Source organism: Virgibacillus sp. DJP39, assembly GCF_049310925.1.
GTDB lineage: Bacteria > Bacillota > Bacilli > Bacillales > Amphibacillaceae > Virgibacillus_F.
Map to the genome: position 1 here is coordinate 1 of NZ_JBMERP010000046.1, position 21,150 is coordinate 21,150.

Sequence of the window (21,150 nt, forward strand, 5' to 3'; positions counted from 1 at the left end):
CTTTTAGTAGCAAATTCGATTTATCTAGACGGTCACAACGTATCGTATCAAATATAAATTCATTAAAAAAGGTTAGGTGCCTATAAGTCGTCTTTCAGAATGTAAAGAAATATGAGTTATCTAAAAGAATAGGTGTACACAACATATATGTTGTATTTCAGAATATAAAGAAATATGAGTTACCTAACTGTATATGATTTAAATTAACCAGGGAAAAGCTAGGTTACGAGGCTGGGACATAAGTGTAAAACTGATTAATTTTAGAAAATAAAGCCGCATGAAATCAAGGTTTTTAAATTTGATTTCATGCGGTTTATTAATTTTTATAGGGTTTTGTCCCAGCCCCATTTCAGAATATAGAGAAATAGAGTATCTAACTGTATAAGGTTTAAATTCATCAGGAAATGATCTGGTGTACACAACATATATGTTGTCTTTCAGAACATAGAGAAATATGAGTTATCTAACTGTATAATGTTTAAATTCATCAGGAAATGATCTGGTGTGTATATGGTAACTTAAAAGTGAACCACATTGTTAATTGACAAATACACTGGTGTACACAACATATATGTTGTCTTTCAGAATATAGGGAAATATGAGTTATCGAACTGTATATGATTTAAATCTACCAGGAAAAGGCAAGGTATACACAACATATATGTAGTGTTATAGAATATAAAAAATGCGAGATACCGATATGAAAATTATATTTTACCTGGCAATGATCGGTTGTAAATGTTTAGGCTAAAGTGATATATAGAAAAGTTAGATATGAATTTTCAAAAGGAACTTTTTGATTGCTGTAGACTTTATCTATAAACAATGTAAATCTAAATGAGATATCTGGTTCGGATTTCACTTAGCTTAATTGCCATGCTGCTAAAGTTATTGTTGGTATAACCGTATTAGAAGATAAACATTTCTTATTTTTATTTCATCTCACTAACTTGAGTATACTTAGTTATGAGATGAAATAAACGTATTTCCTAATGACTTCCTATATTAGATATTATGTTAACTAGGAAAAACATGAACAGAACAATAACTCCAGGTCCCTAGTGCTCATAATTGTACGTTGAATTGAACTTCCCTACATATAGGAATCTAAGTTACCTACATAAGTAAATTATTTATAAAAACATTTGTTAGGCCAGCTCCACCCATAGCGCCCATTTCTTCTGCAAAATTTATATCGTCACAAATAAAAACAGATTGTCGAATGATTTCAGCGCTAATTTCACATTTACCATGCTGATCAGTTCCTAAAGTTGTTATATGGGTAGGCATTTACGCAGGCTTAAAAAAAGCTTCCTTTTTGAAAGATAACAATCTGCCAACCACCAACAATCACTGTAATCGTCATTAAGGAACTCCCAATAAATATGTCTTGGTAAGTTGGTAATACTACCACTAAACAATAATGTTAGGAGGTAAAATCGTGTTTAGAAAAAAAGCAGGCGATGCCATGATGGATTTATTAATAGACTGGGGAGTTAATCACGTATATGGGATGCCTGGGGATTCTATCAATACTTTAATTGAGTCCATACGTAAAAAGAAAGATAAACTTAATTTTGTTCAAGTAAGACATGAAGAAGCCGGAGCGTTAGCAGCTACCTCTTATGTAAAACTAACAGGTAAACTTGGTGTTTGTATGGGTATTGCCGGCCCAGGTGCCATCCATTTATTAAATGGCCTTTATGATGTGAAACTCGATAAGGCACCCGTATTAGCCATCGCCGGACAAGTCGAAACAGATTTAATGGGTTCTGATTTCTTTCAGGAAGTCGATCTTGCTAATCTTTTTAAAGATGTGGCCGTTTATAGCTAAACGGTGATGTCGGCTGAACAACTACCTACCGTTGTAAACCAAGCTATTAGAGCAGCTTATGATAAGCAAGGTGTATCTGTTCTTATTGTCCCTGATGATATCCCAAAATTTGAAATTGAACGAGGTGCCCGAAAAACGAGCTCTTTTTTTGTTCAATCGAATAATCTTCCACAACAAAAAGATATACAACAAGCTCAGGAGGTTTTAAACAATGCAGAAAAACCAATTATTTTAGCTGGTAAAGGGGCCAAGGAGGCACGTGAATTTTTACTTGCATTTGCTGAAAAGTTAAACGCTCCGATTGTACTGACTCTGCCAGGTAAGGGAATTATTCCAGATGAACATTCTCATTGTTTAGGTGGACTGGGGTTACTTGGAACTAGACCCGCAATTTTTGCAATGGAAGAAGCCGATACGCTTATAATGGTCGGTACTTCTTTTCCATTTACCGGATTTCTGCCTGATGAAGCTAAAACTATTCAAATTGACAAAGATCCTTCCCAAATCGGTAAACGTTATCCTGTTGATATTGGTTTGGCCGGTGATGCTGACCAAACAATGAACAGCTTACCAATTTTAAAAAAACTCCTAATGATGGAGGTTTCCTTCAAAAATACCAAGATCAAATGAAAGAATGGTGGCACAAATTAGAAAAGGAAGAAGCTAATGATTCCGTACCAATTAAACCGCAACGTGTCATTCGGGGCCTTCAACAAGTAGCAGATGATGATGCGATTCTTTCCGTAGATGTTGGTAATGTAACCGTGTGGATGGCACGTCATTTCAAAATGACCAATTAAAAACTTGTTATTTCAAGCTGGCTTGCAACGTTAGGTTGCGGTTTACCGGGGGCTATTGCAGGACGAATTGCTTATCCTGACAAACAAGTATTTGCCGTTTGTGGAGATGGTGGGTTTCAAATGATGATGAATGATTTTGTAACAGCAGTAAAATATGATCTTCCGCTTGTTGTTATCATTTTTAACAACCACAAGATTGCCATGATTAAATTTGAGCAAGAAGTGATGGGAAATGCAGAATTTGGTACTAATTTACAAAATCCGGATTTTGCTCGCTATGCAGACATTTGTGGAGGTGTTGGATATAGAGTCGACCAACCTGATGATATAGTACCAACACTTGAAAAGGCGCTTGCTCAAAAGAAGCCGTGTATTGTCGATGTTGTTGTCGATGCAAATGAAGCACCGCTACCCGCAAAGGTTACATTTGCACAAGCAACAGGCTATGCCCGTCATCTGGTAAAAGAATTATTTCAAGAATGAACCATTCATAAGCCACCATTTTAGAGGATGGATAAGATCCTACTAATAAAGATATTTTTATCATTAAATGGAGACAATAAGAAATATCCTGAAAGAATATTTGGTAGCCATAATTATTTACACCGAAGCAAGAGAAAAGGATACCAAGGCGGTATCCTTTTTCTCATTCACTTCTTCACATATTCCCCATCATTTTCAGCTATATAACCAAGTTTTTTTAATTCTCGGAGTTTAATTCTTACATTAAACAATGGTAAATTCAATTTAAATGATAGTTCACTATCAGTCATGGATCTCCCTTCTAGGACGCTTAAAAATGATTCAATTTCTTCATCTGAAATTGAGTTTCCTTCAGCACATGGCATCCTTAAATCACCCTTTACTTTAGTGCCTTTTTAGATAAGTACCACTCAGTTACTTCTACTTCTTCATCCTTCACACGTTCTTCAGCCAATTGTTGAGAGGCTGGAGGCGGTACAATAACTTTGTCACCTGGTTTCCAACCTGCTGGTAATGCCACTTTATGTTCATCAGCCGTTTGTAGTGCTGTTACTAAACGTAAAATTTCATCCATGTTTCGACCTACATTTAATGGATAATAGATTATACCACGAATTACTTGCTTATCATCTATAACAAAAACGGCTCGGTTTGTTTCCGTAGAGCTTTCATTAGGATGTATCATTCCGTATTTCATTGCCACATCTCTAGTCAAATCGGCTATTACAGGAAACTCAATCTTCACACCTGATTTTTCTTGAATATTACGAACCCAAGCAATATGGGCTGGCAAACTATCTACACTAAGTCCAAGTAATTCTGTATTTAATTCTCTTAGCTGCGGATATATGTTTTGAAATTCCACAAATTCTGTGGTACAAACTGGTGTGAAATCAGCTGGGTGAGAAAACAGGATTAACCAAGTTCCTTTGTAATCTTCTAGCTTAATATCTCCATGTGTTGTTTTGGCCTCAAATAGTGGTGCTTCATCTCCAATTCTTGGTAGGCTATTCACATTTGCTACATTTTCATTTTCCATAACCATCATCTCCTTATTATTAACTTCATAGCTAGTATAAATTATAAATTTGAGGAAAATGTGTTTTATTAATATTTTAATGAATTTTTCATTTATTTGACATGATGCCTCTGCGGGCATTTATGCTTTTATACAAAAGTAATGTGTAATTGAGGAATGAGAATCTCCACTAAATATAATAATATAGATGAATTATGCATTATAAACAAGTTTCCAGTGAAAGTTCTAACTTTAAGAATATTTCTATTTATACGGTTCATATAGTGATATAACTGGACAAGTCAGAGAGGGGGAATAAAATTGCAACCAGCACTATATTTTATCTTTTTAGTTATATTTATGCTCTCAATTATTGTCATTGCAAAAACTTTTTATAACAGAAAAGTTATTCCTTGTATGACTGGTATGATGATTGCAATGACAATGGGAATGAGTGTCGGATTAATTTTCGGAGTAATTTTTGGGATTTTGTTCTCGGACAATTTATTTATTTCAACGATGTCAGGAATGGTTGTTGGCATGGCAACTGGTTTTTTGTACGGTATTCCTGTTAGTGTAATTGCAGTACTGGACGGATTCCTGGCCGGCATTATGGGTGGATTGATGGGAGCAATGCTCGGGAAAATGATCGCATTAGAATATCGTGATGCAGTTATTAAAATAATATTTATTATATTTTTTGCTACTCTTTTAATTCTCTTACACATGATTCACAACCATGTAAAGGGAAATGAAAAATCTTTCTTCAATCATCCATTCCTTTTAGTGGTTTTATTTGGCTTGATTTTTGTTGTATTTCATCAATTAGGTCCGATTTTTAATTAGATTTATCGAAAGAAGTAAAAGTGGATTTATTTCAAATTATGTAAACCGTTTTTTCTATAAGTGTTGCTCCGTCATTAGCAAAAAAGGCGGTAACAACGGCACCTAAATTTTATTACTTAACCCAACGAGTCCTACTAATAAGGCAGAGATAACTCCACCACAAGCAGACCATCCAATAGATAATCCTTTTGGTTGCTAAATCAACAAGACTAAGGTTACCAAAAAGATTAATGATACTAGTATAACCGATGCTGACAAATTTCTTTCCCTCCAATTAACAACACGTATTCATGTACCTTGTTCTTCCAGTTCTTTTATTTATGATCTTGGTTGGATAGTTGATCAAGAAGAACGGATAATATTCATTATTATTTATCGAGCAAAAAATCCATTGTTCCCTTCCCTCTTTTACTAAATCCAACATCTCTCAATTTCCGAAAGTGTTGACTAATTGATGGTTGACTTGCTTTAAAAATCTCTACGAATTCGTAAACTCAACAATCAGATTATCACCATAGATAAATCGTTTTATCACTTAACAATTTCAAAATAAATGCAGCTTTGTCAATATCAATTGCTGTTTTTAGCATAACAAGAAACCTCCCTCATCTACTAATTGGGTAACGTCTTCTTTATTACATAAGAATTTTTTTGAATTAAATCGAGACAATTTCATAATTCTTTTAAAAAATACAAAGACCTGCAGAATTTTCGTTTATCATACCCATTGATATTCCCTTTATCATCCGTTAAAACAGAAGGTAACAATTGGTGTACATGGTATATAAACTAAGTATGTTTTGGCAGTATATTTGTTAGCTAAAGGGTTTGAATACACTTTTTTGTACTTTAATGAACAGGTATTAATATTCAAAAAAGAACCCTAGTCTTCAGCAATGAAGCGGGCCATTTAATGGAATAAAGCTCATTGATAAAAAAGTATAAAATTACTATTGACTCTGTACCATAGTACAGAGTACATAATAATAACTATGGAGGGTTGAAATGGAAGGATTAACAATAAGCCAAGTAGCAAAAGAAGCAAACGTCAATATTGAAACCATTCGATATTATGAAAGGCGTGGGTTAATTTCTGAGCCACCTCGAACGGAAGCACGTTACAGAAAGTTTCCTCTAGAAGTCGTGGGAAATATTAAATTTATCAAACGAACGCAGGATTTAGGGTTTACTCTCGAAGAAATTAAAAACCTTTTAGCTGCTTCAAATGATGAAAAGTTTCGTTCAGAGCAAATGCACGATTTTGCAACAAGTAAAATGAAAGAGATTGAAGCAAAAATTCATGATTTACACCAAATGAAAACATTGCTTAAGGACTTGGCGGAAAAGTGTCCGGGTTCTGGGACTTCAAAAAGTGAATGTCCAATTATCAAAAATTTTAAAGGAGTGAATTAGAAGTGGCTAAACGATTAGTTGAAGTATTTACGGCGGGTTGTAGCGTTTGTGAAGGTGCTGTGCAACAAGTGAAAGATTTAGCGTGTGATAATTGCGAAGTAGTGGTTTATGATTTAAATAAAAAATGCTACTCACTAGAATGTGAAGCAAAAGCGAAAGAGTATGGCGTGAAATCTGTTCCAGCCGTTGCAATCAATGGGAAATTGGTCAGCAACAACGGTATCGACACCGATGCGTTAAAAGCAGCTGGCTTAGGTCAATAAATAACGAAAAGCAAGGGTGAGATTCTCACCCTTGCTTTCTTATGCAAAAAGGAGAGTTGTCAGTGAATACGGCGGTTTCAAAGAATGTAACAATTATTTCTTATGTCATTGCCATTACATTTATTATCACCATGATTGCAACTTCGGTCATGTTGAATAATCATCAAATTATTTTGCCAGAACTTGCTGCAATGGCGATTTCCATGTGGGTATATCGGGAAGCCGGATGGATCAGGCAACCATCCAAGATTCTTATTGCCCCATCCCTCACCGCTGTCATTGGATTTATGGTTAATCTATTACCAATTTCTTATGTAGGAAAAGTAGGTATCACACTTGTGCTTTTGATGCTCTTATTGCGTCTCATTCAATCGAACCTGGCACCATCTATTGCAACAGGATTATTGCCAGTGGTGATAGATGTAGACGGATGGTCATTTATTATATCTACTTTCGTTCTTACTTTCATATTGATGCTTGGGGTTCTTATATTTAGATTAAATAACGGACTTGAGAAGGAAGTAAAGATACAGTACAAGTATATGGTAGTGTTTTTAGTGTTGAATTTCGTCTGGATTGGTTTAACTTGGGTCGTTGGGTATCCCCAACTAGCAGCTATTCCGCCTATTCTTGTCGTTGTTTATGAATCACTTCAGAAGCCTATGTACAATGGGAAAGTAGCTTTTAAGCAGAGTCTTGTATTAACAATCTCTGCGACTGTCGGCACGCTGTTGTACTTCGCTCTTGATTCGTGGATATTGGTAACGCTGATAGATATGATATTAATGTACATTCTGTTGCGTATTGTTGGTGTCCGTATCCCAGCAGTGTACGCTTTTCCGCTGCTCCCATTTATCTTTCCAGATAAAATCGTAGCGATGTTGCCTTTAGGTTCATTAATTTCATGTGTATTTCTGTTTGGTTCAGTCTTAGCGTATAAAAAGCTAGAAATGAAGCGAAATGGAAAGGTAATGCATATATAAGAGACAGGATTAGGTCAATAAAACAAGGGCGCAATCGCCCCTTGTTTTTTAAAAAAATACATAGGGAATTTCTCCAATCATTAAATTATAATTATTTTTGAACATACTATGAAGAACCTTAGCAAAATAATATTAAACTATCTACACTCTCCACAAAAACAAGGTTTCTTTAAAAACCGTTTAAAATTGGTTTTGCAAAAATCATTTTTCCAGCAGAGGTTTGTAAAAGCTTCGTTACCAATACATCAATATAGTTACCTATAAAGTCGTGCCCTTTTTCTACTATTATCATAGTACCATCGTCTAAATAGGCAACTCCTTGTTTGTCATCTTTACCCTCTTTAATTACTTGTACATTTATTTTCTCTCCTGGAAAGATAGCCGGTTTTAAAGCTATGGTTAAGTCATTAATGTTTAAAACTTTTACATCATGTGCACTCCATACTTTGTTTAGATTAGAGTCATTTGTAACAACCATACCATTTAATAACTTTGCCATTTTAATAAACCTATCTACTTTTTTTATTTCTTTGAATCCATCCTCATAAATTTCAACTTGTAAATTCAGCTCTTTTTTGATCCGGTTCAAAGTGTCAAGACCTCTTCTTCCGCGGTTTCTTTTTACCATATCAGGTGAATCTGCTACATGTTGTACTTTTTCTAAAATAAATTGTGGAATTATCAATGTACCCTCTAAAAAACCCGATTTGCATATTTCTTCAATTCGACCATCTAAAATTACACTTGTATCTAGAATTTTTGTTTTTCTTTGAAGTTCCTTTTCACTTCCCAGAGTTATTCTTGTATTTTTAGTTTCACTATGCTCCGAAGCAAATAATAAATTTGTAATGTCGTTCTTCCTCTTAAATCCTACTTGAAATCCTAAATAGCCAAACAAAGTAGTTAGAACTATTGGAAAAACTGTGTTAACTACCCCTATACTCATTTCCTTCAAAGGACTGGCTATTAAGAATGCAACAATTAATCCTAAAATAAGACCAAAAGTTCCAAAAGAAACATTAGTTATAGGTACTTTTATAAGTTTTTCTTCTATCTGACGTATTATGCTAAGACCATAACCAATCATCCAAAATATCGTAACAAACAATATACCAATACCAATGAAATAACTCATCCATAAGGGGATTTTTCCATCAATTATATTATATATGAGTGGTACCATAAATAGCCCAATTGTTCCACTCACAATGATAATGAATAATTTAAGAATTCTACCCAATATTCTTTCACTTCCTTCACTAATACAATGAAACCACATTTTTCCTATTCTAACCCTTGGATTTCTTTAGTGATGAGTATAGGCAGATACTATATTTCATGTTTAAATTATATGTCCCCTCTAAAAATATCAAAGGTCCCAATGTGGACCTTTAAATATTCATCACTATGATAAAGATTAATCATCCAAGAAGTAAGAAACCAGTATTTTTTGCTAACGGTTCCCTCTAATTTAAACTAGGACAATTACAAGTATAATGTAAAAGTTTGTTGAATGTATGGAGAATTAAATAACTAAGTTGAACAAATTTTTTATAATATCAAGCTTAAGTAGACTTTTAGATTTTCAATGATTATAGGAGCCCGTGCAGTAATCCGAAGTTTACCTGGTGTTTGTATCTGACCTATTTAAAGTCCATTTGAGTAGACTTAATGATGGACTTAAATGTACCCCATATACATTCATTCAGAAAAATGACGAACATAACTTGACAACTTTGTGAACTAAATGAATAATTATATAAAAGGAGGCTGAGTCACATGGAATCTAAAATAAAAATATTAAATGCTGTGAAGAACATTAGTGGAACTATACTCACAATTGGAATTATTATTTTCTCGCTCGGATTTTTTGAAAGCGATTACATCGTGTTAATTCCGATTGGTATTGGTACGTTTATAGGAGCTGGTTTTATTTTTCTAATGGGTATGTTCTTTGTTGTATCAGAAGAGATGGTGGAGAAAACATGTTGTCAAGATAACGAGCGCCATAGTAGACGCTCGCTTTGACACATTTTATTAGTAGTACGTCCAGACTAATGTCAGCAAACTACCGAAGACGGTGACGATAGCAATTATTACTCCGTAAAAAACGCTGGTATAGATTGCCTTTTTATCCTCCGTTTCACCTGCGTGCATAAACACAACAAGCTGAACGGCTGCCTGCACACATGCTGTTATAACTAGAATCGTCGCGCCTACTTCAAATGACATATCATAGATGTAAACCGTTAGAGCTACTGCTGTAAGGACTAACGAAAATACAAAGCCCATTACTTGTTTGCGTGGAAATAATTCTTTCATGTTACATCATTCCTTTCAAGAAGACGAAGCTGAATATAAAGATCCAAACAACGTCCAAGAAATGCCAGTATAGAGAAAAAACAAATGATTTGTTTGCAATCTCAGGATTGATTCCACGCTTTCTAATTTGCAAGATAATGGCTATCCCCCAAAATAAACCAAAGGTAACGTGCGCTCCATGTGTTCCTAACGTCAAGAATAGGATAGCTGTAAATGCGCTAGTCTGCAGTGTTGCTCCTTCGTGAACATATACAAAGAAATCATAAATTTCAAATCCTAAGAATCCCAGGCCAAGCAAAAGTGTGATGGTAAAGAATGTGATCATCGCTTTTTGTTTACCTATACGCATAGCATGAATTCCAAGACCAATGGTAAAACTACTTGCTAAAAGTAATACTGTTTCAAATAAAATCGGAGTGATTTCAAAGATTTCCGCCCCAGTAGGACCATTGCCAGTATGATCAACTAATACAAAATAGGAAGCAAAAAGTGTTCCAAATAGCATTATTTCTGCACCTAGAAAAATCCAAAAGCCTAAGATGCTAAACCGATTGTGTTCCGTGCGATATTCAAGAGGTTGTGAATGGTCTATTTTCATTTTTTACCACCTCCAAATTTTGCTTCTGTTTTTTTAATTTCTTCCACAGAAATGTGTTTACCGTGATCCTTCACAAAAGATTGATAAGCCATAGAAGCAAAGATACCGAGCCCTGAAAGAATAACACCAATCCATATACTGAATACAAACGAAAACCCAAATACGAAGAAGAGACCACCCATAATAACCGGTAACCCACTATTATTAGGCATATGAATTTCCTTTAAACCACCTTTAAATAGTTTATGACCATTTTTCTTTGCATCCCATAATGCTTCACTTGAATTAACTTGTGGTGTAATTGCAAAATTATATTCTGGAACAGGACTATGTGTTGCCCATTCAAGAGATCGTGCATTCCAAGGATCGTCTCCAATATTTCTAGGTGAGTAACGAATGCTGTAATAGATGTTATAGACAATAATAATAAATCCTATCGCCATCACACCTGCCCCGATAAAGGAAATCATATTCCAGATTCCAAAACCTGTCTCTGCGGAATATGTGTACATACGACGTGCTTGCCCATCTAAACCACTAATATACATTGGGAAGAACGCTAAACAAAAACCAATAGAAATAAACCAGAACGCCCATTTTCCAATTTTTTCATTCAGCATAAAACCGAACATTTTCGGCCACCAGTAAGTTAGACCAGCAATCATAGCGAATACAACACCAGGAATAATTACATTGTGGAAGTGAGCTACCAAGAACATTGTATTATGGTATTGATAGTCAGCACTTGCCATTGCAAGCATAACCCCTGTAACCCCGCCAATTGTAAAAAGTGGTATAAAACCTAATGAATAGAGCATCGGAACGGTAAACCTGATTTTACCTTTTCGAATCGTCAGTAACCAGTTAAAAATCTTGATACCAGTTGGAATGGCGATTGCCATTGTTGTGATTGAGAAGATACTATTTACGAGTGCTCCCTGTCCCATCGTAAAGAAATGGTGAACCCATACCAGAAATGAAAGTAGAGAGATAATAACCATTGAAAAAACCATTGATTTATACCCATATAGGTTACGTTGTGTAAAAGTTGAAATGATTTCACTATAAATACCGAATGCCGGCAAAATTAAGATATACACCTCCGGATGACCCCATACCCAGAAAAGGTTAGCCCATAGCATATCATTACCACCATTTGTTATAGTAAAAAGATTCGTTCCAAATTGTCGGTCAAACGTTCCCATTAATAATGCCACTGTTAATACTGGGAAGGCGAAAACAATGATAATGTTCGTAACTAAGGCAGACCATGTAAACATTGGCATTTTCATCAATGTCATTCCGGGTGCTCTCATTTTAAGAATGGTAACGACAAAATTAATACCAGTCATTAATGTACCAAGACCGGAAATCTGAAGTGCCCACATATAATAGTTGTTCCCAACAGATTCGCTAAATTGAGTACCTGCAAGTGGGAAATAAGAAGTCCAACCCGCATTTGGAGAGCCTCCAATTACGAAAGAGATGTTGAGTAGCATTGCTCCTACAAAATATAGCCAGAAACTTAATAAATTCAATCGTGGGAATGCTACGTCACGAGCTCCAATTTGCAGTGGAACAACGAAGTTCATTAAGGCTATTATGAATGCCATCGCCATAAAGAAGATCATCACTATCCCATGAGTTGTAAAAACTTCATTATATTCAGCAGCACTTAGCAAGCTATTATCAGGTACGGCAGTTTGAGCCCGCATCATAATAGCATCTACCCCCCCGCGGAATAGCATTAAGAGTGCTGAAATTAGATACATGATCCCAATCCGTTTATGGTCTACTGTTGTTAACCATTCACGCCAGAGATAGCCCCACTTTTTAAAATAGGTTACGCCTACGAGTATCGCAATTACAGTAAGAGTGATGGCAACCATTGATGTGTAAATCGTAAGAGTTGGATTTGGTACAGCAAATTGATCAAAGAAATCCATATTTCTGTAACTCCTTTCAAGGAATATTTTTATCGAACAATTGTTAAATCTTAATGACTCATGTAGCTTTGCTCAGATTTTTTGATGTTTTAATCTTGTTTAGATCCATGAGATTGCTTATATGCCCCAGAATCATTTTCTTCGATATCAGATGACATTTCACCATGAGACATTGGTGGTGGCGAGAATCCCAAATGAGTTCCGATGAACGTTAATTGCCCAAGGTGACCTGGTTCTAATAGCTCATTGAATCTTTCTTCAGTGAGAGGCTTAGCAGTAGCCTTAATTTCATCTACCCATTTATCGTATTCTTTTGGTTGCATTACTTTAACGTTAAACGTTTGCTCAGCAAAACCCTCACCAGTGAAATTTGAATTTCGACCCATATATTCCCCTGGAACTTCTGCGGCTAGGTGTAACGTGGTAGTCGCGTGAGCCATAGCGTATTTTTGTCCTCCAAGTTGCGGTATCCAAAAACTAGAGATTGGCCCGTATGAGTATAGTTTAAATTCAATTGGTCGCTTTGTTGGCAGAAACAAGTAATTAACTGTTTCGATGTTTTCTTCCGGATAACTAAAATGCCATTTCCAGTTAGAGGAAGAAGCATAAATAACTAATGGTTCTTGATTCTCGTATCCTTCAGGTGGTGCCTCAACTACATATAAAGATTTAACAGTGACAACTGTAAGGAAAATGATGATTAAAATTGGTATCCCAACAATAAGTGATTCAACAATCGGATTACCTTCAATGTAAGGCGGCTCATAATCATTTGGCCGCCTGGCCGCTTTTACTACATAAAATATGTAGAGCGCGATAACGGTAATTACGACGACTGCCATCGTTATAATCGAGATCCAAATAACATCGGCTATTGTTTGAGCTTGAGGCCCTTTAGGATCTAATACCGTTAATGGTTCACATCCTGTTAGCACTGCCACAATAGTAATAATAACTGTTAATAAGGCCCATTTGATTTTCATCTAAATACCCCTTTCTATAAAAGATAAAATAAGAAAACACATTGACTAACGAGTTTTACTAGAATCGAAAACTATTAAAAAGCTAGATCGAACTGATATAAATACTAATAAGTAAGTTTGGGGAAATTGTGAAGAAAATATTCTTGTCACAATTTAGCCAAAAATAAATGACTAAAATTTGTCACATGTCAACGTTGTTTGACTCAAGTAAACAAAAAGCGAGCAATGGATACTCAAGTATCCATTGCTCGCTTTTTATATAACTAACTTAAATCAAGCTCGAAATCTATGATATTGATCCTAAAAATATTTCCCTTATACTCCATATTAAAGAAGTAAAGAATTAACCGTAAGCAATATCACGTAGATTCCAATTTTGATATATTCATTTTTCAGGATTGGATTTACCTTATCGGTTGATCCATTTCTCCTACGATAGCCCGTATAGCCAAATAACCAATTAGATAGTGAAGAATGATTTTACCTGGGTGTAGCGGTTCTCCACCTATTTCTATACCCAAGGGAGAGCACTAGCAATTGATGCTCCCCCGATAATTTTGGCAAAGGGAATAAGCAGAATCGGTTGTGATGTGTTTGGTGGATTTCGGTAGTGGTTTGATTTTTATGTAAGTTTATCATTTATATTTGTAGGTTAAATGACTTAAAAGGAAAGAAATAAAATAAGCTTGTGCTATAAATGCATGTTAAAATCATTCAGCCATTAACTTATCGAATTCAAAAAGGGAGAGATTTGACTCTCTCCCTTTTAAAGATTAATTTTCTACCCTGCACAACAAGACAATTTACTTACATCTTTATCAAGTGTTAACACAGCTAATTTCAAGCCTTCAGACATCGTCAAATATGGAGCCATCGTATTCTTTAAATCATCTGCGGTTAAACCGAACTGTACGGCTAATGTAGCACCGTAGATAACATCTCCAGCATTTTCTGCAACAATATGAGCACCAAGAATCTTTTCAGTTTGTTTATTGACAACAAGTTTAAAGACGCCTGTTGTTTCATGGTTCACAAGTGCTCTTGGTACACTGTCGAGTGGTAGCACCGAAGTCTTCACATTATATCCTTGATCTTTAGCTTGTTGTTCAGTTAATCCAACTGTCGCGATGGACGGGTTTGTAAAGGTCACGCCTGGAACAAATTGCAGATTTACCTTCTTATTCGCTAACCCTATTGCGTTCTCAACAACAATCCCACCTTCATATGCAGCCACATATACAAATTGTGGTCCTAATGTCACATCCCCTGCAGCAAATATGTTAGTATTACTGGTTTGCAGATAGTCATTGACAATAATTTCGCCTTTTTGACCAACCTCAACACCAGCGGCTTTTAAATTAAGTGAATCAGTATTCGGTCTTCTTCCGGTGGCAACCAATAACTGATTGGCTTCAATAATTTGTTCTTCCCCCTTCACTTCAATGAAGACTTTTTTCGTATCACCATCTTGTTCCACCTTTTTGTAAGTGACCCCTGTGATAAAGTTTAATCCTTGCTCGGTTAAGGCCTCATCGACGGCTTCGGAAATCTCTGGATCGTATTCTTTCAAAAGTCGTTCACTCCGTTGCATTAATGAAACTTCTGATCCTAAGTTGTGAAATAGTTGCCCTAATTCCATGGCAATGTATCCTGAACCAATTACGGCTAACTTTTTCGGAACCTCTTTCAATTCAAGGGCTGTTGTGCTTGTTAGAAAATCCACATCTTTTAGTCCAGGTATATCTGGAATAGACGGGGATGCCCCTGTTGAAATTAGAAATTTGTTTGCTGTATATTTTTGTCCGTTCACTTCAACCGTGTTTTCATCAACAAACGAGGCTGCACCACGAATCAAATCAAATCCATATTCATCGATAAGATCTACATATTTTTGTTGTCTCATACCTTGAACCAGTTCATCCTTTTGCTCAGTTAATGTAGCCATATTCACTGATTCGGCTTTTGTATTCAAACCAGTAAAAGGGTTATTGCCTGCCAAATGATTGATTTCACCAGCACGAAGCATTGTTTTAGAAGGCACACATCCTATATTGACGCATGTACCGCCGATGGTGCCGCGTTCAACCATGGCCACTTTAGCCCCTTTTTCAACGGCTTTAATGGCTGCGGAAAAGGCTGCACCACCTGAACCAATTATCAGAAGATCGTATGCACCGTCTTTGTTATTAAAAGCTACAACGTTATCATGAGATTCGATTTCCACATCACCAGCCTGATAACCGGATTCATTCACTGCCTCTTTTGCCTTTTCTATATTATCTTTGGTAATTTCAAATGTCGCTTGCCCACGACGAAAATCGGCTGTTGGATTACTTGCTCCGGCATTTTTTAATGCTTCTGTTACGTGATTATCACATCCAGTACATGTCATTCCTTTTACACCTAGCATTACTTTTACTTGTTCATTATCCGCAATTTCTTCTGTTCCAGTCGTGTAACCTGCATTCATTACGGTCTCTTTTGCTTTACTAATTTTTTCTTTTTCAATTTCAAATGATGCACTTCCTTGTTGGAAGTCAGTCCTTGCGTTTGCAGCCCCGGCTTCTTTTAATGCATCTCTTACATGGGTTTCACAGCCCGTGCAGGTCATTCCTTCCACAGGAACGGTTACTTTAACTTTTTTATTACTCATACGAAAACTCCTTTTAAGTTTTTTAAAACAATTTTATTTTTAACGAAGTTGTTCTTAATAATTACCTTTTGATACTTTTCCCTATCCTAACGACAAGTCTTAACTTTCCCTTTCTTTTTCATTCTTCTTTTTTATAACAATTGAAAAACTAATTTAAATCAGCATATCGTTTCATCGACAACCCAGTTTTTCGGCGATAAATTATTACTACAATACTAACAAGAACTAGCGCTATAGAGATAACCTGTGCAATACGGAGGGATTCAGTGAGCATCAAGCTATCTGTACGCATACCTTCAATGAAGAATCGTCCAATCGAGTACCAAATGATATACGTGAGAAACATTTCTCCCCTCCTTAAGTTGACCTTCCTCAAGCTTAAAAGTAGGATAAAACCAATTAAATTCCATATTGATTCATATAAAAAGGTGGGGTGATAAAACACTCCATCAATATACATCTGGTTAATAATAAATTCTGGTAAATATAGTCCTTCAAGAAATTCACGGGCGACAGGACCACCATGAGCCTCTTGATTCATAAAATTACCCCAGCGACCGATCGCCTGACCTAAGATAATACTAGGTGCTGCGATGTCCACTAACTTCCAAAATGATATTTTTTTAATTTTTGCAAAAAAGTAACCTGTTAAAGTCGCACCAATAAGCGCTCCATGAATCGCTATACCACCTTCCCAAATTGCAAAGACATCACCGAGATTGTTACGGTACTGATCCCATTGAAAAGCTACATAGTAGATTCGTGCAGAAATTATCGCAATCGGTATAGCGATAATTAATAAATCTGAAAATGTTTCTTTAGGTAACCCCCTCTTTTCACTTTCTCTTTGTGCAATGAAAAATCCGAGAAATGCACCGAATGCAATAATAATTCCATACCAATAAACAGTCAGAGGGCCAAGTTCAAATGCCACTCTGCTAAGCGGTTCAATATTCATATTAAAAACCCCCTTTTCTCCATTTTGTTTATTAAACTAAAAACAGTTGATAAAATACTAAATATATAGTTGCTAAAAGAATAATGATCCCTGCAACCTTCTCCATCTTACCACTCCATTTTTTTGCAACATCCTTAAGAATAGTGCTCGCTCCTAGTGCTACAAGCGTCAGAATAATTCCTTTCCCGACGGTATAGGTGGTAAGTAACAATGCACCGTGAACAATACTCCCTTGTGCCGCAACATAGGTGATGATCATCACAAAAATGGGAATGGTACAGGGAGTAATCACCAGACCAAATGGTAGTCCCAACGTAAATGCTCCTATCATTGTATCTGGCTTTTTCCCCTTTACTGTAAACATCTTTGGCATTTTTAGCTTGATCACACCTAGCAATTGTAATCCCATCAAAATTCCAATAAAAGCTGGGATCCATAGGTCTAGTCCGTAACCTGTAAATACCTTCATAATTCCCTTACCAATAAAGGAAGCAACGACTCCCATAATGGCTGATGTGAGCATCATACCAAGGACAAAACCCCATGTTATACGTAACGTTTTCCCTTTACCTTCATTAGAGTGTTTACCCATGTATCCTCCAAACATTATAAGGATAGGGATGTAACAAACACTAATCGCACTTAAAATTCCACCTATGAGGACAAGGAAATATACAAAAATACCTACTGATTCTAGCCCTGCAAGACCTTCATATATAAACTCCATTATTTCACCCCCATGACCTCTCCTACTTCGTATCCAACATCGGAAATTGCTTGCTTAATTTGCTCAATAGTTACTTGACTGGGTTCAAACACAATCGTTGCTCGGTCTTCTGACAAATTAACATTGAAACCAATAATACCATTTACTTTCTTGAGCCCTGAGCTTACTGCGTATTCACAATTAGCACAGGTCATGCCAAGGTCTGTTAAAATCACCTTTTCCTGATTGGATATTGCTTTTAAAGATGCCTCTTCACTAGATAATTTGATACTTTCACCAGAAAGAAGATTAACTTCAGTCGTCTGGTCCTCTTGCCCCGATGAGGAAGAACCACCTATAGTAGTACTGGTGTTTAATAACATGTAGACGGTAACAGCTATAAATAAACAAACACCGACCACCCAACCTATTTTCTTCATCGAGTCCACCCACGATCAAAAGGAATTAAATTCTTGTACATTCACTAATTTGCTTGGCATTATCTCTAACCAATTCTGTTGCAAGCATGATAATTTGCTTAACTCTATCATCCTTAATTTGGTAATAGACATACTTTCCTTCCTGACGGGTATCGACATAACCACACCATTTCAAGCAGGCTAACTGATTGGACACCTGGGATTGCTTTAATTGAAGCTCTTCCACAAGTTCACTTACATTTTTTTCTTTATCTAAAAGGGAAAGAGCAATTTTAAATCGTGTTGGGTTCGCTAGTCCGTGAAAGAACTTTGCGTAGATTTCTGAGCTTATTTCATTAGGGAACTCTTGACTTGAATGCATTGAAACACTCTCCTTTGCTATTTTAAAAAGAATAATGAATCTATGATCATCCTCATCATGACCTAAAGTAGTGTTCCGCCAGCACCGAATGACCAATAATATACAAGGTATAATCCAGTTAAGAAGATAATTAATGCCGAAATTTTCTCAATAACAGGTAAATATTTTCGTAAAAACTTTTGAACATATTGTCTTGATATTAACGATGCTATTGTGATTGCCGTTACAACAAGGCCCATTCCTATTGAATAAATAACGAAATTAGTAACAATTGAAATGATCGTATTTTCATTAATTGATTGAGAAATAACTAACAGAAATGCAGGTAACGTACAACTTAAGGATGCTAACGCATAGGCTATACCATATAAAAACACAGACCATTTACCTGGCTTTATCTGAAATGAAATAGTTTTGATTGGTAACCGTTTCCCTATTAACATACCTAGACCAAATAATGTGAGCAAAGTAGCTATAATCAATGATAGGAGAGGTAAATATTCCACTAACCCTCTACCAAGAAAACTAATGGTAAACCCAGCTGCTACAAAAATGATTAAAAAGCCAATAGTCATGGAAAAGCCTAATCCCATTCCTCTTATCATCGCTGACGAATTTGACATTTTTTTATCATCTGTACCAACCAGGTAGGAGATATAGGAAGGTAACAAGGCAACACCACAGGGATTAAAAGCAGCTACAATTCCTGCTGTAAATACAAGCCAAAGTGAGATCCCCATTATTCCACCCCAATTTCAGCCAAAGCCTCTTGAACTTCTTTTAATGAGGGATTGACCGCTCTAAAAACTTCTATCTGATTTTGATCAAGTAATACTGTCTCTTGTAATTCTTTTACGCTAAATTCACTGGTAATAGTCCGATCTTTATCATCCAATATATGTGGCCAATTTCCACCGTATTTTTTTTGAAATTCAGCAAGACCCTCCACGGTATCCATGTATGGATCAAGGTCTACCGTAATAACTTGGACATCCGGGTGTAGTCTGGTCACTTCATTAAGCATCATTTCTCCCTCATAACAAGTGGGACATGAAGCCGACATAAAATACACCAAACTTGGTTGATCATCAGATAACTGTACCCTATTCCTATTAATATCTTTAGCATCTATGCTCAATTGGTTTTCACTGTCGCTAGTAGTTGATGAGCATGCAGTTAATACTAGCAAAAGAATCAATAGAGTTATTAATGTTATACGAGCTTTCATTTACCGTACCTCCTAGCAAACACTTATTATATTATAATATTTTAATATATTGATAGAAAAAACACACTTTCTTCTCTAACCATATAATTATTATAAAAGAAGATTATGGAGAAAGTGTGAATTTATAAATTTTTTTATAAATTCCTCTATTTTGGTTAGAATAAACTATCTGTGCAAAACAATAGGAATATTATTCCTCCCTGTTATTATCAATGTTTAGGAAAAAATAATTTTATACTCAGTTTTCCTAGGAAAAATCAGAAAATGTCTTTAAAATGTGCCGATTATTTTACAATCAGTCAAACTTTTATCCGGTGATTTGCAATGTATTTTTATATCATTTAACATTTTTTCCATTATCTCTAAATCTTTTATCTTTTGTTGTACATCTTTAATCTTTTCGGTCGTAAATCGTGGTAAATCTGTAGTTTTTTCTATTCTTCTATCCACGACAGCCAACAGTTTATCGATTTCTTTTAATGTAAACCCCAACTTTTGCATTCGCTTGATAAAACGTATATGGTCTATTGTTTCGACGGGATATATACGGTAACCTAATTCTGATCGTTCTGGAGCTGGTAACAAACCAATACGCTCATAATAACGAATTGTTTCCTTATTTACCTTAGATTCTTTTGCTAGTTTACCAACACTTACACTCATTTATATCACCTCTAGTTTAATCATAACCTATGTACCATAGTCCACTGTCAAGGATAGATTTAATTTATTTTTTATTATTCTTTTGTAGTCAAAACGACGTAATTACATAGATTATTACTGTTACGGTTATTGACTAATTGTTGGTTTGGTTAGTCAATATGTTTACTTAATTAGAGGGGAACGAAGTGAAAAAAAGGGAATTATCTCTATCTCAATCATTAAGACTCTGTTATTCTTTCAGCAATCCGATAAAACTTCGTTAAAAGTAACAGCAGGTTTAGACTTTATGCCTGAAACCTTTTACTTTACTTTACTTTTCTTCTTAACCCCTGAGCTTACTTACGTATTTAAAATTAGACAAACTTCTTCCCATGTCTGTTAAAATAATCTTTTTATTATTATCTTCAAACCTATATAAAATCTGGAGATAACTTCTCCAATAAAAATGTCCAAATCTCTTTTGGGAATACGTATCAATAAGAAACATGATCTATATTTGCTTTATTTAATTAAGATAACAAGATTTCTATCGACCTATCTCCTCAATATTTTTCACACCATAACCACTCTCTTTAATCGCATTCTTAATCTGATCCAAGTTTGTCTTTTTGGGGGTCAAAATAACAAGAGCTTGATCCTTTGATGGAACCTC

22 protein-coding genes and 2 pseudogenes are annotated in these 21,150 nt (G+C 35.5%); 6 read left to right on the forward strand and 18 right to left on the reverse strand.

What is annotated here, in order from left to right:
* Positions 1 to 1,116: 1,116 nt before the first annotated feature.
* On the reverse strand, positions 1,117 to 1,290 hold the full coding sequence (locus tag ACOI1D_RS14045) for a hypothetical protein (RefSeq protein ID WP_422501942.1): 174 nt from the start codon (positions 1,288 to 1,290) through the stop codon (positions 1,117 to 1,119).
* A gap of 151 nt (positions 1,291 to 1,441) precedes the next feature.
* Here ACOI1D_RS14045 and ACOI1D_RS14050 point away from each other — a divergent pair.
* Positions 1,442 to 3,117 (forward strand): annotated as a pseudogene (locus ACOI1D_RS14050) (pyruvate oxidase).
* Between the two features lie 167 nt (positions 3,118 to 3,284).
* Here the strand turns inward: ACOI1D_RS14050 and ACOI1D_RS14055 are convergent.
* A complete protein-coding gene (locus ACOI1D_RS14055) occupies positions 3,285 to 3,482 on the reverse strand; it encodes a hypothetical protein (RefSeq protein WP_422501943.1) in 198 nt (65 codons plus the stop codon).
* Positions 3,483 to 3,496: 14 nt separating this feature from the next.
* Positions 3,497 to 4,162: a peroxiredoxin gene (locus ACOI1D_RS14060; protein WP_422501944.1), complete on the reverse strand. Its 666-nt coding sequence runs from the start codon at positions 4,160 to 4,162 to the stop codon at positions 3,497 to 3,499.
* Positions 4,163 to 4,456: 294 nt separating this feature from the next.
* Between ACOI1D_RS14060 and ACOI1D_RS14065 the strand changes: the two genes are divergently transcribed.
* Positions 4,457 to 4,981, forward strand: coding sequence for a hypothetical protein (locus ACOI1D_RS14065; RefSeq protein ID WP_422501946.1), 525 nt, complete (start codon positions 4,457 to 4,459; stop codon positions 4,979 to 4,981).
* Positions 4,982 to 5,092: 111 nt separating this feature from the next.
* On the opposite strand, the pseudogene ACOI1D_RS14070 reads toward ACOI1D_RS14065, so the two are convergent.
* Both ACOI1D_RS14070 and ACOI1D_RS14075 read right to left on the reverse strand, forming a co-directional pair.
* A pseudogene (locus tag ACOI1D_RS14070) lies at positions 5,093 to 5,239 on the reverse strand (ArsB/NhaD family transporter); the annotation flags it as partial.
* 110 nt (positions 5,240 to 5,349) lie between these two features.
* Positions 5,350 to 5,457 carry an ArsR family transcriptional regulator gene (locus ACOI1D_RS14075; RefSeq protein ID WP_422501985.1) on the reverse strand — a complete coding sequence of 36 codons (108 nt, stop codon included), beginning with the start codon at positions 5,455 to 5,457 and terminating at the stop codon, positions 5,350 to 5,352.
* A gap of 529 nt (positions 5,458 to 5,986) precedes the next feature.
* Between ACOI1D_RS14075 and ACOI1D_RS14080 the strand changes: the two genes are divergently transcribed.
* Genes ACOI1D_RS14080 through ACOI1D_RS14090 form a run of 3 tightly spaced genes read left to right on the forward strand, consistent with a single transcriptional unit; the run spans position 5,987 to position 7,640 of the window.
* Positions 5,987 to 6,394 carry a MerR family transcriptional regulator gene (locus ACOI1D_RS14080; protein ID WP_422501947.1) on the forward strand — a complete coding sequence of 136 codons (408 nt, stop codon included), beginning with the start codon at positions 5,987 to 5,989 and terminating at the stop codon, positions 6,392 to 6,394.
* A gap of 2 nt (positions 6,395 to 6,396) precedes the next feature.
* Positions 6,397 to 6,657: a thioredoxin family protein gene (locus ACOI1D_RS14085; protein ID WP_422501948.1), complete on the forward strand. Its 261-nt coding sequence runs from the start codon at positions 6,397 to 6,399 to the stop codon at positions 6,655 to 6,657.
* A gap of 41 nt (positions 6,658 to 6,698) precedes the next feature.
* Complete coding sequence (locus ACOI1D_RS14090; protein ID WP_422501949.1) at positions 6,699 to 7,640, forward strand: hypothetical protein; 942 nt, start codon at positions 6,699 to 6,701, stop codon at positions 7,638 to 7,640.
* Positions 7,641 to 7,809: 169 nt separating this feature from the next.
* Here the strand turns inward: ACOI1D_RS14090 and ACOI1D_RS14095 are convergent, their stop codons facing one another.
* Positions 7,810 to 8,883 (reverse strand): PIN/TRAM domain-containing protein, encoded by a 1,074-nt coding sequence (locus ACOI1D_RS14095; RefSeq protein ID WP_422501986.1) that lies wholly within the window; start codon positions 8,881 to 8,883, stop codon positions 7,810 to 7,812.
* Between the two features lie 536 nt (positions 8,884 to 9,419).
* Between ACOI1D_RS14095 and ACOI1D_RS14100 the strand changes: the two genes are divergently transcribed.
* A complete protein-coding gene (locus ACOI1D_RS14100; RefSeq protein ID WP_422501951.1) occupies positions 9,420 to 9,668 on the forward strand; it encodes a hypothetical protein in 249 nt (82 codons plus the stop codon).
* A gap of 9 nt (positions 9,669 to 9,677) precedes the next feature.
* On the opposite strand, the gene qoxD is transcribed toward ACOI1D_RS14100, so the two are convergent.
* From qoxD to ACOI1D_RS14160, 12 genes are all read right to left on the reverse strand, one after another.
* A complete protein-coding gene (gene qoxD, locus ACOI1D_RS14105) occupies positions 9,678 to 9,962 on the reverse strand; it encodes a cytochrome aa3 quinol oxidase subunit IV (protein WP_422501952.1) in 285 nt (94 codons plus the stop codon).
* A 1-nt stretch (position 9,963) separates the two neighbouring features.
* Positions 9,964 to 10,560 carry a cytochrome aa3 quinol oxidase subunit III gene (gene qoxC, locus ACOI1D_RS14110; protein ID WP_422501954.1) on the reverse strand — a complete coding sequence of 199 codons (597 nt, stop codon included), beginning with the start codon at positions 10,558 to 10,560 and terminating at the stop codon, positions 9,964 to 9,966.
* Positions 10,557 to 12,506, reverse strand: a complete 1,950-nt coding sequence (qoxB, locus tag ACOI1D_RS14115; RefSeq protein ID WP_422501956.1) for a cytochrome aa3 quinol oxidase subunit I — start codon at positions 12,504 to 12,506, stop codon at positions 10,557 to 10,559. Before qoxB ends, qoxC begins: the two co-directional genes overlap by 4 nt.
* Positions 12,507 to 12,595: 89 nt before the next feature.
* Positions 12,596 to 13,489 (reverse strand): cytochrome aa3 quinol oxidase subunit II, encoded by an 894-nt coding sequence (gene qoxA / locus ACOI1D_RS14120; RefSeq protein WP_422501958.1) that lies wholly within the window; start codon positions 13,487 to 13,489, stop codon positions 12,596 to 12,598.
* 781 nt (positions 13,490 to 14,270) lie between these two features.
* A complete protein-coding gene (gene merA / locus ACOI1D_RS14125) occupies positions 14,271 to 16,142 on the reverse strand; it encodes a mercury(II) reductase (RefSeq protein WP_422501959.1) in 1,872 nt (623 codons plus the stop codon).
* 148 nt (positions 16,143 to 16,290) lie between these two features.
* Positions 16,291 to 17,100: a prolipoprotein diacylglyceryl transferase gene (lgt, locus tag ACOI1D_RS14130; protein WP_422501960.1), complete on the reverse strand. Its 810-nt coding sequence runs from the start codon at positions 17,098 to 17,100 to the stop codon at positions 16,291 to 16,293.
* Positions 17,101 to 17,131: 31 nt separating this feature from the next.
* Positions 17,132 to 17,827 (reverse strand): cytochrome c biogenesis CcdA family protein, encoded by a 696-nt coding sequence (locus ACOI1D_RS14135; RefSeq protein WP_422501962.1) that lies wholly within the window; start codon positions 17,825 to 17,827, stop codon positions 17,132 to 17,134.
* Entirely contained in the window at positions 17,827 to 18,246 is a 420-nt protein-coding gene (locus ACOI1D_RS14140; RefSeq protein WP_422501964.1) for a heavy-metal-associated domain-containing protein, read from the reverse strand. The genes ACOI1D_RS14135 and ACOI1D_RS14140 overlap by 1 nt, the downstream gene beginning before the upstream one ends.
* A 25-nt stretch (positions 18,247 to 18,271) precedes the next feature.
* A complete protein-coding gene (locus tag ACOI1D_RS14145) occupies positions 18,272 to 18,607 on the reverse strand; it encodes an ArsR/SmtB family transcription factor (protein WP_422501966.1) in 336 nt (111 codons plus the stop codon).
* A gap of 62 nt (positions 18,608 to 18,669) precedes the next feature.
* Positions 18,670 to 19,347 carry a cytochrome c biogenesis CcdA family protein gene (locus tag ACOI1D_RS14150; RefSeq protein WP_422501968.1) on the reverse strand — a complete coding sequence of 226 codons (678 nt, stop codon included), beginning with the start codon at positions 19,345 to 19,347 and terminating at the stop codon, positions 18,670 to 18,672.
* The gene (locus tag ACOI1D_RS14155; protein WP_422501969.1) at positions 19,347 to 19,835 is read right to left on the reverse strand and encodes a TlpA family protein disulfide reductase; all 489 of its coding nucleotides are present in this window, start codon (positions 19,833 to 19,835) and stop codon (positions 19,347 to 19,349) included. Before ACOI1D_RS14155 ends, ACOI1D_RS14150 begins: the two co-directional genes overlap by 1 nt.
* A gap of 270 nt (positions 19,836 to 20,105) precedes the next feature.
* Complete coding sequence (locus ACOI1D_RS14160) at positions 20,106 to 20,498, reverse strand: MerR family transcriptional regulator (RefSeq protein WP_422501970.1); 393 nt, start codon at positions 20,496 to 20,498, stop codon at positions 20,106 to 20,108.
* Positions 20,499 to 21,150: the final 652 nt, after the last annotated feature.